Source organism: Pseudogemmobacter sp. TB195, assembly GCF_058313095.1.
On record NZ_JBZEGG010000012.1, the window covers coordinates 87,074 to 98,692 of the forward strand.

The 11,619-nt window shown below is 63.5% G+C and carries 10 protein-coding genes; 3 read left to right on the forward strand and 7 right to left on the reverse strand.

Annotated features, from left to right (window positions below; translation table 11 throughout):
• Nucleotides 1–165: 165 nt before the first annotated feature.
• From AC4FS3_RS13720 to AC4FS3_RS13735, 4 genes are all read right to left on the reverse strand, one after another.
• Nucleotides 166–930, reverse strand: a complete 765-nt coding sequence (locus AC4FS3_RS13720) for a phosphate/phosphite/phosphonate ABC transporter substrate-binding protein (RefSeq protein WP_491021035.1) — start codon at nucleotides 928–930, stop codon at nucleotides 166–168.
• Nucleotides 927–1,367 carry a tellurite resistance TerB family protein gene (locus tag AC4FS3_RS13725; RefSeq protein ID WP_491021036.1) on the reverse strand — a complete coding sequence of 147 codons (441 nt, stop codon included), beginning with the start codon at nucleotides 1,365–1,367 and terminating at the stop codon, nucleotides 927–929. The genes AC4FS3_RS13720 and AC4FS3_RS13725 overlap by 4 nt, the downstream gene beginning before the upstream one ends.
• A gap of 184 nt (nucleotides 1,368–1,551) precedes the next feature.
• Complete coding sequence (locus AC4FS3_RS13730) at nucleotides 1,552–2,331, reverse strand: 23S rRNA (adenine(2030)-N(6))-methyltransferase RlmJ (protein ID WP_491021037.1); 780 nt, start codon at nucleotides 2,329–2,331, stop codon at nucleotides 1,552–1,554.
• 27 nt (nucleotides 2,332–2,358) lie between these two features.
• Nucleotides 2,359–2,790: an Lrp/AsnC family transcriptional regulator gene (locus AC4FS3_RS13735; protein ID WP_092897328.1), complete on the reverse strand. Its 432-nt coding sequence runs from the start codon at nucleotides 2,788–2,790 to the stop codon at nucleotides 2,359–2,361.
• Between the two features lie 210 nt (nucleotides 2,791–3,000).
• Here AC4FS3_RS13735 and AC4FS3_RS13740 point away from each other — a divergent pair, with 210 nt between their 5' ends.
• Nucleotides 3,001–4,146 carry a type III PLP-dependent enzyme gene (locus AC4FS3_RS13740; protein WP_491021038.1) on the forward strand — a complete coding sequence of 382 codons (1,146 nt, stop codon included), beginning with the start codon at nucleotides 3,001–3,003 and terminating at the stop codon, nucleotides 4,144–4,146.
• Between the two features lie 140 nt (nucleotides 4,147–4,286).
• On the forward strand, nucleotides 4,287–5,366 hold the full coding sequence (locus tag AC4FS3_RS13745) for a T6SS phospholipase effector Tle1-like catalytic domain-containing protein (protein WP_491021106.1): 1,080 nt from the start codon (nucleotides 4,287–4,289) through the stop codon (nucleotides 5,364–5,366).
• On the opposite strand, the gene AC4FS3_RS13750 is transcribed toward AC4FS3_RS13745, so the two are convergent.
• From AC4FS3_RS13750 to gltX, 3 genes are all read right to left on the reverse strand, one after another.
• The gene (locus AC4FS3_RS13750) at nucleotides 5,359–6,081 is read right to left on the reverse strand and encodes a heparan-alpha-glucosaminide N-acetyltransferase (RefSeq protein WP_491021039.1); all 723 of its coding nucleotides are present in this window, start codon (nucleotides 6,079–6,081) and stop codon (nucleotides 5,359–5,361) included. The two genes, AC4FS3_RS13745 and AC4FS3_RS13750, sit on opposite strands and share 8 nt — an antisense overlap.
• Nucleotides 6,082–6,347: 266 nt before the next feature.
• Nucleotides 6,348–7,637, reverse strand: coding sequence for a citrate synthase (locus AC4FS3_RS13755; RefSeq protein WP_283177809.1), 1,290 nt, complete (start codon nucleotides 7,635–7,637; stop codon nucleotides 6,348–6,350).
• A 106-nt stretch (nucleotides 7,638–7,743) separates the two neighbouring features.
• Nucleotides 7,744–9,147 (reverse strand): glutamate--tRNA ligase, encoded by a 1,404-nt coding sequence (gene gltX, locus AC4FS3_RS13760; RefSeq protein WP_491021040.1) that lies wholly within the window; start codon nucleotides 9,145–9,147, stop codon nucleotides 7,744–7,746.
• 184 nt (nucleotides 9,148–9,331) lie between these two features.
• On the opposite strand from gltX, the gene AC4FS3_RS13765 reads away from it, so the two are divergent.
• Nucleotides 9,332–11,569, forward strand: a complete 2,238-nt coding sequence (locus AC4FS3_RS13765; protein WP_491021041.1) for a ComEC/Rec2 family competence protein — start codon at nucleotides 9,332–9,334, stop codon at nucleotides 11,567–11,569.
• The last annotated feature ends 50 nt before the right edge of the window (nucleotides 11,570–11,619 follow it).

Genomic DNA, 11,619 nt, shown 5'->3' on the forward strand with positions numbered 1-11,619 from the left:
GCGCCCGTCTTTTTGTCGGGTCGCCCCTGTGACTGGTCGCAGGTATAATCCCGTCAGTAGGACGCAGATCTGCGCGGTTTGCAACGTGGTTTTGCAGCATCCTGCGCCCGCGTTCCGGCAATTCGCCGTCTGATCTGCAGCAATCTGTCTGATCGGAAGATCGGATCAGGCTGTAGGGACGGGCGGGCCGGGATCGGGCACCGCGAGGTAATCCGCCTCACGGACGGTGACAAGACCGTAGAGATGCAAAACCGCACGGTCCTCATCCGTCAGGCCCCGGATCGCGGCGTCAAGCGCCGCAAAAACCTTCTCCTGGTCGAGATCCTTCCCTGCGATGAAGGGTAAGGCTGGGGTGGCCCCGGTGCGGCCGATCTCTTTCAGCCCGGTCGCGTCGCCGCTGCCATCCTCGCACATGATCGCCCAGGTCACGGCATCAAGCGCCGCGAGATCGGCTTTTCCGGCGCGCACCCCCCGGGCCGAGGCGCGGTGGCCGCCGCTGCGCCAGGCCGGGGCAAGCCTGATGCCGGACCGTGCCGCATGATGCGCCGGCGCCGCCCAGCCTGATTGTGAGAGATCTTCATTCCAGGCAAAAGCCGCACCGTCGAAATCGGTGAAATCCGTGCGCGGGTCATCGTCCCGGGCGACCAGAACCGAATGATACTGCCCGGCAGGGGTTCCTGCCAGGCGGTGATCTCCTGCGCCGATCAGCGTCACCCGGCCTGTAAGCCGCGCCCGAAACGGATAGCCGCAACATTGCGCCAGCACGAGATCGGGGGAAAGCCAGCCGGCCATATAAGCGCCGTCCCCGCGCGTCAGCGCCTCTGGCGCGGCAATCCCGCGCGCGCGCAGCCCGTCGCGGATCAGCGCCCAGAGCCGGTCATTCGCGCCTTCGGTCCGCCCGGTATCATACATGCCTAGCGCGGCAATCACAGGCTGCGCTCCGCCCGCTGCCGCGCTTCGGCGCTTTCGACATCGGAAAGGCCAAACAGGCTCGAGACCATGCGCAAGAGCCGGTCCTCATCCGGATCGCGGCTGCCATCGGCCAGGGCCACCGACCAAAGCGCCTGCATCAGCTCGCCGCGTTCTTCGGGCGAGGTGGCGGCCTTGAGCGCGCGCGTGAAACGGACCGTGTCCGGCGCCTCGGCCTCCACCGCCTCGGCCTCGGTCCTCAGCGCGGCTGCGGCGAAAGCATCCAGCTCGTAGCGGGTCATCAGGATCCGGTCGATGCGCTCGACCTCTTCAATGGCATATAATCCGTCGCTGCGCGCCAGCCGTACCAGCAGCGCCGCCAGCGCCAGCCGCGCATCGGTATCTTTCAGGGGCTCGGGGGCGGGGGCCAGCAAATGGCGCAAGAGGTTCTGGATCATAGCAAGAGACTAGCGCGAAGACCGGGCCTGCGCCAGCACCGCCGCCTCACAGGCGTGACTGATTTGGGAGCCTCCGGCGGGGATATTTAAGAGACAGAAAAATAGCACTGCCTCTCATTTTCTGTCCTTAAATATCCCGGGGGTAAGCGGCAAAGCCGCGAGGGGGCTGGCCCCCTCTGCGCGTTCAGCCCAGGTCGGAGAAGATGCCGTCAAGGCGCGCGGTCTCGGTTTCGATTCCGAAAGGCGGGTTCACGATGAACATGCCGGTGCCGATCATCCGATGGCCTTCGCGGGCGGGGGGAAAGCGCAGCTCGTGGCGCAGGGCCTCGGGGAACTGTGCCGCCAGCGTCCTGAGCATCGGCACATGCGGCGCGTCGCGCAGGATCGGATACCAGAGCATCAGGACCCCCACATTCCATTTCCGCGAGACTTGCGCGAAGAATTTAGGGATATGGTCGTAGTCGGATTTCACCTCATAGGGCGGATCGACCAGCATCAGCCCGCGCCGCGGCGTCGGCGGCGTCAGGGACTGCGCGAAGTCAAACCCGTCTTCCTTGCGGATATGCGCCCCCCAGGAGCCGAGCACCTCGACCAGGCCTGCATTCTCCTGCGGGTGCAGTTCCGCCAGATGCAGCTTGTCGGTCTCGCGCAGCCCAAGCGCCGCGATCAGGGGCGAGCCGGGATAGGCATCGGCGCCGAACATCGCACGGGTTTCTTCCAGCCGCTCGGGATAGGGGTGGCCTTCGGGGAAGGCATCCGCCAGCCGCCCGATCCCCTGCGCGGCCTCGCCGGTTTTCAGCGCTTCGGGGCCGGAGAGCCGGTAGAGGCCGCGCCCGGCATGGGTCTCGATATAGGAAACCGGCTTGTCCTTTTGCACCATGTAATCCAGCACCCAGGCCAGCAGCGCGTGTTTTTGCACATCTGCCAGGTTGCCGGCGTGAAAAGCGTGTTGATATGACAGCATGACAGGCCCCCTGGTTCAGCGCCCGCCTTACACCGCCCGGTCGATGCGGGTCGAGAGGTGGATCAGGCTTTCCGAGCTTTTCACCCCTGTCATCGCGCCGATCTGATCCAGCACCTGATCGAGGATCTGCGTATTGGGGCAGGAGATCTGCAGCAAAAGATCGAACCGGCCCGATGTCGTATAGACCTTCTCGACCTCATGGATCGATTTCAGCCGGGTCAGAATCGCGGCCTGACCGCGCGGCTCGATCGTCACCAGCACCGAAGCCCGCAGCCGCCCTTCGCGTGCGGCCTCGCCCAGTTTCAGCGTGTAACCTGCTATGATTCCTGTGTTTTCCAGCCGCTCAAGCCTGGCCTGGATCGTCGAACGCGCCACTTTCAGACGCCGCGCCAGTGTCGCCACCGAGATCCGCGCATCGGCGCTGAGAAGGCCGATCAGGCTTCTGTCGAGGTCATCCATGCAGTTTGTCTCCCGGTATCGTCATAATAACGATGATTTCAGTCATTTCTATAGTTTTGTTCGGTGAGATTGTCACACATATGCAGCATCCTTCTGGCAGGAAAAGGGCGGCTCATACGCACCTGGCCTGGTTTCTTTAAACCACGCAGGTGCCCGACCCGGAATGCAGGGGAAGGGCGAAGCGTCTTGTTGGCTGAAAGGGAAACGCCGATGGGACTTTCACGGACAATCTTCAACAATCCGACCGAATTCATCCGGCTGCATCAGCCTGAAAACCCGGTCCTTTTTTTCGCGCCCAGCGTGGCCCAGGCCGCCGCGCGCCGCTTTCTCCAGGGTTTCCCCGGGCTGGTCACCTATGCGGTGAAATCGAACCCGGGCGAAGAGATGGTCGAGAACCTGGCGGCTGCCGGGATCCGCGGGTTTGACTGTGCCTCGCCTTTTGAAATCGACCTGATCCGCGATCTCGTGCCGGATGCGGCGATCCATTATCACAATCCGGTCCGCTCGCGCGCCGAGATCGCGCATGCGGTCGCCAAAAACGTCAAAAGCTACAGCGTCGATTCGCGCTCTGAACTGGCCAAGCTGATCGCGCTGGTGCCGGCGGATGGCTGCGAAATCTCGGTCCGGTTCAAACTTCCGGTCGGCGGTGCCGCCTATAATTTCGGCGCGAAATTCGGCGCGACGGCCGAGCTGGCGGTGGACCTGCTGAAAACCGTGGCCGGGGCGGGTTATATCCCCTCGCTGACCTTCCACCCGGGCACCCAATGCACCGATCCGGAAGCCTGGGCGACCTATATCCGCACAGCGGCTGAAATTGCGTCCGAGGCCGGTGTGAAGATCGCGCGTCTCAATGTCGGCGGTGGTTTCCCGAATCATCGCCTTTCGGCAGTGATGCCCGACTATGACGCGATCTTCGCGGCCATCGGCCGCACCGCCGATGAGGCGTTCGGCGAGGGCCGTCCCGCGCTTGTCTGCGAGCCAGGCCGCGCGCTTTGCGGTGATGCTTTCACCCTGGTCGCCCGCATCAAGGCGATCCGTGACGATGCCCATGTCTTCCTCAATGACGGGGTCTATGGCTCGCTGAATGAAATGCCGCAGATCGGTATGATCGACCGGCTTCAGGTGATCTCGCCGGAAGGGGTGCTGCGGAAGGGAGATCCGAGCCCGCGCATCACCTTTGGCCCGACCTGCGATTCGGTTGACCGTCTGCCGGGCGAGATGGCTTTCCCGGTTGATGCCGAGGAAGGCGATTTCGTCGTGCTGCATGGCATGGGGTCGTATTCGGTGGTGACGAACAGCCGTTTCAACGGTTTTGGCGAATTGCAGATGGCGACTGTCCTGTCCCTTGCGATCTGAGCCTTCGCTGACAATCTGACGTGATTTCCGTACCTTCTGCACGCCCCGCCGCTGGACAAAACCTGCGGCGGGGCTAGTCTTTTCCAGGACATTGGCCCGGCAGGGCCGCCCGCAAGGGATTGCCCGGAAAGGACAGTATCATAGGCCTGCGCGCTTTCGTCTCGCGCTTTTTCCGGCCGCGCCCGCGCGCCGAGGTGGAGCCTGCGAGCCCCGCAGTCCCGGGCCTTGCGCGCCGCCGGGTGGATCATGTGGTGATCCTTGACGGCACCATGGCCTCGCTGCGCCAGGGCGAACGCACCAATGCCGGAAGGGTCTTTCTGCTCCTCTCGACCGGCAAGGCGCAGGCGGGTCGGTCGCTTTATTATGATGAGGGTATTCCCTGGCGCGGCTGGAAGCGCATCATGGATGTCATCGAGGGGCGGGGGCTCGAGGAACAGATCCTGCGCGCCTATGGTCATCTCGCCAGCCATTACCGCGAGGGCGACCGGATCTTCCTCTTCGGCTATTCGCGCGGCGCATTCGCAGTGCGCAGCCTGGCCGGGGTGATCGCGAAAGTGGGGCTTTTGCGTCATGAGGCAGCGACCGAGCGCAATCTGCACCTCGCCTGGCGCTGGTATCAGCGGCGCGGCAATGACGACGGTCTCAAGGCCTTCCGCCAGGCCTCCTGCCATGCGCGGGCGCCGATCCGGATGATCGGCGTCTGGGAGACGGTCAAGGCGCTTGGCCTGCGCTTTCCGCTTTTGTGGATGCTGACCGAGGGGCGCTATGCCTTCCACGACCCGCATCCGGTAGAGGACCTGGATTTCGCGCTCCAGGCGCTGGCGCTGGACGAGACACGCGTGGTCTTCGAGCCGGTGCTCTGGCAAAGCAATCCGGGCGGTGGCACCCATATCGAACAGGTCTGGTTTCGCGGCGCACATGGCGATATCGGCGGCCATCTGGGGGCTTTTGCCGCAGCGCGGCCTTTGTCGAATATCCCGCTGGTCTGGATGCTGGACCGCGCGGCCCAGGCGGGGCTAGAGTTGCCAGAGGGCTGGCGCAAGCGGTTTCCCTGTGACCCCGCCGCGCCGATGGTCGGCACCTGGCGCGGCCTTGGCGCAGCCTTTCTCTATCGCAGGCGACGTGTGATCGGGCGCGATCCCAGCGAGCGGCTGCATGAAAGCGTGCCGGAGACGGAACGGCTGCGCTGGCATCTGGCGCGGCAAGGGGGGATCAGCTGACGACCGAGATCAGCCAGACCAGTGAGGCCAGCGCTCCGATCAGCAAGGGCTGATGGATCAGATAGATCGCGAGCGAATGGCGGCCAGGCCAGGCCAGCCAGTTCAGCACCCGCGAGGGCGGCAGGGACAGCCGCTGCCACAGATCCAGATCCCCGAATATCCGCGCCGTGGCCATACCGGCGAGGAAGGGCGCGAACCAGGGAAACAGCGGCTCGAAATCGGCGGTGACGGGTACCTCGCCGGAGAGCCCCGTCCAGACCAGCATTCCGCCGAGCGCCGGATGCGACCAATACCAGGGCAGGGCAAAGACCAGGGCCGCGATGGCAAGCAGGGCGACCGCTGGCAGGCGCAGGAAAAACAGTCCGAGGATTGAGGAAACCGCGATGGAATGCAGGATGCCGTAAAAGATCCAGACCTCCGGCATCGCGAAATAACTCGCGACCGAAACCAGAGCCGCCGCTGCGCCGATCTTTACAAGACGGCGGAAGAAGGCAGGCCAGCGGATCGCCGGCGCATGCGACATGTAAAGCCCGACACCGGCAAGGAAAATGAAACTCCCGGCAGTAAGACGCGCGAAATACCAGAAAAAGCCGGTAAAGGCGGTGCCGGGCGGGATCAGGCCGAACATGCCCAGATCCCAGGTGAAATGAAATATAACCATGCATAAAAGCGCAAGGCTGCGGGCGAGGTCGATCAGGATCAGTCTTTGCGGCACGGATTTGGCTTTCTTGCAGCGCTCCTCTTACCTGACGCCAAATCCGCTGACCGGCAAGGGCCTGTCCCGCCTTTGGCGGGATGCCTCCGGCGGGGATATTTGAGGACAGATGAAAAGCCAAAGACGAGGGCCATTTCATCTGTCCATAAATATCCCGGGGGGAGAGGCTCGGCAGAGCCGAGGGGTGCTGACCCCCCTTCTGTCTACATTGGCCAATGCAAAAGGCGGCCCGCACAGGAGCCGCCTTTCCGCAACGTGTTGACCGATCAGCGCGAGCGCAACTCGGTATAGTCGCGTTTCTGCGGGCCGACATAGAGCTGGCGCGGGCGACCGATCTTGCCGGTCGGGTCGGAGATCATCTCTTTCCACTGCGAGATCCAGCCGACCGTGCGCGAGATCGCGAAGATCGGGGTGAACATCGAGGTCGGGAAACCCATCGCTTCGAGGATGATGCCCGAATAAAAATCGACATTAGGATAGAGTTTCTTCGAGACGAAATATTCGTCTTCCAGCGCGATGCGCTCCAGCTCTTTCGCGACCTGCAGCAGCGGGTTGTTATGGACGCCCAGAAGCTCGAGCACCTCGTCCGCCGATTCTTTCATCACCTTGGCCCGCGGGTCGAAGTTCTTATAGACCCGGTGGCCAAAGCCCATCAGCCGGAAGCCGGAATTCTTGTCTTTCGCTTTGGCGATGAATTCCGGGATCCGCTCGACAGTGCCGATTTCTTTCAGCATCTCGAGACAGGCCTGGTTGGCGCCGCCATGGGCCGGCCCCCAGAGGCAGGCGATGCCGGCCGCGATACAGGCAAAGGGGTTGGCGCCCGAAGAGCCGGCCAGACGCACGGTCGAGGTCGAGGCGTTCTGCTCATGATCGGCATGGAGCATCATGATGCGGTCCATGGCCTTTTCGAGGACCGGATTAACGACATAATCCTCGGCCGGAACCGAGAAGCACATATGCAGGAAATTGCCGGCATAGCTGAGCGAATTCTTCGGATAGACGAAGGGCTGGCCGACCGAATATTTATAGGCCATCGCCGCAATGGTCGGCAGCTTTGCGATCATCCGGATCGAGGCGACCTCGCGGTGCCATTCATCGGTGATATCAAGGCTGTCATGATAGAAGGCGGACATCGCGCCAACCACACCCACCATGGTCGCCATCGGATGAGCATCGCGGCGGAAGCCACGGAAAAAATTCATCATTTGCTCGTGAACCATCGTGTGACGGGTCACGCGGGTATTGAAGTCGGCCAGCTGCGCCGCGGTCGGCAGCTCGCCATACATCAGCAGGAAACAGGTCTCGAGATGGCTGGATTTCTCGGCCAGCTGTTCAATCGGATAGCCGCGATACAGAAGCTCGCCCAGATCGCCGTCGATATAGGTGATCGCGCTTTCGCAGGATGCGGTCGAGGTGAAGCCGGGGTCATAGGTAAAGACATCAGCCTGCCCATAGAGCTTGCGGATATCCAGCACGTCGGGGCCAAGCACCGGTTTCATAACCGGCAGGTCGAACTCCTTGCCGTCGAGCGTCAGTGTCGCTTTTCTGTCAGACATTTTCCCAGGTTCCCCGTGTGGCAAACCGCCCGCGTAAGCGCGGCGGTTTCGTGGCTTCTTCCCTGCTCCTTGCGGAGCGTACACCTGGCCCGGGGGGCGTCGCAGATCAGACTGCGGCGTCCGAGAGCCTGGCGATAGTTTCGTCGCGACCGATGACCAGCATCATGTCAAAGACTGAAGGCGTCGCGGCCCGCCCCGCCAGTGCAGCCCGCAGCGGTGCAGCAAGCTTGCCGAATCCGATGCCGTTTTCAGCCGCCACCGCGTTGAGCATGGTCTCAAGCGCTTTCTTCGTCCAGCTAGCATTTTGCAGCTGCGGCGTCAATGAATTCAGTATACCACGGGATACCGCCTCAAGGCTGGCCGCGGCTTTCTCATCAGGAACGATCGGGCGCGATACCATCACAAAATGCGCCTTTTCAATAAGTTCCGGGAAAGTCTTCGCGCGGTCTTTCACGCAGTACATCGCTTTGTGCAGCAGCTCAGACTGGGTCTGCGTCAATGCAGGCTTCCCCGCCGCCGCCAGATATGCCTCAATTTCATGCAGCAGTGCGGCATCCTCCTCCATCGCGATATGATGGCCGCAGGTGTTTTCCAGTTTCTTAAAATCCAGCCGCGCCGGGGCTTTTCCGATGCCTTTCAGATCGAAAACCTCCATCGCTTCCTGGCTGGTGAAAATCTCCATGTCGCCATTGGCCCAGCCCAGCCGGGTCAGGTAATTGCGCATGCCAGAGGCCGGGTAGCCCATGGCCTGGTATTCCTCGAGCCCGGTCGCGCCATGGCGTTTCGAGAGCTTCTTGCCATCCGGCCCGTGGATCAGCGGGATATGCGACCAGACCGGCACCGCCCAGCCCATCGCGTCATAGACCATCTGCTGACGTGCAGCATTGACGAGGTGGTCATCCCCCCGGATCACATGGGTCACGCCCATATCATGATCATCCACCACCACCGCCAGCATATAGGTCGGCGTAGCGTCAGAGCGTAACACGATCATGTCGTCGAGCGTGTCATTTCGGATCACCACATCCCCCTGAACCTGATCGCGGATCACGGTCTCGCCGTCGCGCGGTGCCTTCATACGGATGGCATAGGGCGCATCGGGGAAACTGGCCGGATCGGCATCGCGCCAGGGCGAGACGAACACCGGATAGCTCACGCCGCGCGCCTTTTCCGCCTCTTTGAAGGCGGCGATTTCTTCGGGCGTCGAGAAGCATTTATAGGCCGTGCCGCGCGCCAGCATCTCGCGCGCGACCTCGGCATGGCGGTCCTTCTGTTCGAACTGGCTGACCACATCGCCATCCCAGTCAAGGCCGAGCCAGGTCAGCCCCTGCAGGATCGCCGCCGTTGCCTCGGGGGTCGACCGTTCCCGGTCGGTATCCTCGATCCTGAGGAGGAACCTGCCGCGCCGCCCGCGCGCGTAAAGCCAGTTGAACAGCGCCGTGCGCGCGCCGCCGATATGGAGATAGCCGGTCGGCGAAGGCGCGAAACGGGTGACGACGGGGGTGGACATGGCGGGTGTTAACCTTTCGGAAACCATAGCGGAGGAAGATCGCCGCGCTGGCTGGCTGTTATATGGCGGGCATTTCTGGCGGGTCGGGGAGCGGTTGACTGCTTTCCCGGAGGAAGATCGGTGACTGCGGCAAAGTCAGGCGCAGTTGCGCTGCATTTATGCGCGGTCGAGGGGGAAGGGCAAGGTGGCTGACAGCATTGCCGCCACAGGCGCAGGCGAGGCGGTGTCCGGGGGGGCGGATCATCCGGCTGCGTTGTCACGTCAGCTCTGGCGTCACCTCGCCAGATGCTGCCGGGGGCTGATCCGGGGGCTGATCCGGGCGCTGATCGGGCCGCTGATCGCGCTTGAGGACGCGCGCGGCCATCTTCTGCCGCTGGCGGTGATCCTTTTTGGCAGCGGTATCGGGCTGTGGTTCGCTCTGGAAACCGAGCCGGGAGCGCTGGTCTATGGCGCGCTTGTCGCTCTGGCGGTTCTGGCGGCAGTCGCGGCCCAGCTTGCGCCTTTTCCCTTTCGCAGCATCGGAGGCGCCGTGCTGGCGCTGTCTCTTGGCTTGCTGGCGGCGGGGCTGCGCGCGCATATGATCGCCGCCCCGATGCTTGATTTCCGCTATTACGGCCCGGTCGAGGGGCGGGTGGTCGAGATCGACACTTCCGCCTCGGATGCGGTCAGGATCACGCTGGACCAGGTTGTGCTGGAGCGCACCGATTCCGCGCGGGTGCCGCATCGCGTGCGGGTTGCGCTGCACGGAAACGCCTATGGCCATAGTCCCGCCGCCGGCGAAACGGTGATCCTGACCGGGCATCTCTCGGCCGCTCAGGATGCGGCAGAGCCCGGCGGCTTTGACTTCCGCCGCATGGCGTTTTTTCAGGGCCTCGGCGCGGTTGGTTACAGCCAGACCCCGGTCCTGTTGCTGGAGCCGCCGCGCGACGGAGCGGAATGGATCGGCCGGCTCCGCGCCTGGTTTTCCAGTGGCATCCGCGGTCATATTCCGGGCGAGGCGGGGGCCTTTGCCGCAGGCGCGATGACCGGCGACCGCTCGGGCATCAGCCAGAAGACGGTCGAGGATCTGCGCGATTCCTCACTCGCGCATATCCTTGCGATTTCGGGGATGAACCTCGTTTGCCTGACGGCCTTTGTTTTCGCGCTGTTGCGGGGGGGGATCGCCTGTTTCCCCTGGCTCGCGCTGCGGGTGAACGCGAAGAAGATTGCGGCCCTGGTCTCGATCTTTGTCGCCTGGTTCTATCTGCAGCTCTCCGGCGCCAATGTCGCAACCGAGCGTGCCTTTGTCATGACCTTGGTGATGCTTATGGCGATTTTGATGAACCGCAGGGCGATGACGATCCGGAGTGCCGCGATTGCCGGCGCGGTACTTCTGGCGCTGAAACCCGAAAGCCTGCTCGCGCCCGGTTTCCAGATGTCGATGGCGGCGACCATCTCGCTGATTGCCGGGTTTCAGGTGATGGATTGCTGGTTGCAACGGGGCCGCCTTGCCCGCTGGCAGATTGTGCCGATCACAGTGGTCATGAGCTCGGTGATCGGCGGTTTCGCCACCGCGCCCTATGCGGCGGCGCATTTCAACCGCTTTGCCGATTACGGGCTCATGGCCAATATCCTGACCACACCGGCCATGGGCATCGCCATCATGCCGATGGGGGTTCTGGCCTTCCTGCTGGCGCCGGTCGGGCTGGAGGCTCTGCCGCTCTGGGTCATGGGCAAGGCCTCGGAATGGATCCTCTGGGTTGCTGCCTGGGTTGCCGGGCTGGAAGGCTCAGTGACAGCGATCGCGGCACCGCATTGGCTGGCGCTGCCGGTCATCAGCTGGGGCGGGCTCTGGCTGATCGCCTGGCCGGGAAGGGCACGGCTCGCCGGGGGCGGGCTGATCGCTTTGGGGATCATGCTCTGGCCGCTGGCGGACCGGCCGGGGCTGCTGATCTCTGCTGACGGGCGGCTGGTGGGCGTGATGGGGCCAGAGGGCAGGGCGCTGTCGACGGCCACAGGCGGGGGCTTTTCGGCAGGCAACTGGCTGGAAAGTGACGGGGATCTCGCATCGCAGAAGACTGCCGCGCTGCGCCCGGGCTTCACCGGTCCGGTCACGGCGAAAGTCTTCGGCTTCGCGGGCCGAAAGGGTGTGGCTCTGAGCGGGAAGGCCGGGCTTTCACAGCTTGCGGCGGCCTGTGCCAGCTATGACCTCGTGATCCTCAACGCGCGGGCGGAACATCCACCGCCCGATTGCCCGCTGATCGACCAGCATCTGCTGGCCTGGACTGGTGCGATTGCGCTGCGGAGGCGAGGCGCGCAGATCGAGGCCACATTCTCTGCCCGTTACAGGATCTGGTCCTCGGGGTCGGAGGAAACCAGTTCTCACGGCGTGGAAGGGATGGATCGGCTTGACCGCATGTTCCGGCAAGGCGTATCGCCCTAAGGGGCAGCGCTGTCGGGATATGCCTGCGGGCGGACCGGCGCATGGCGTGC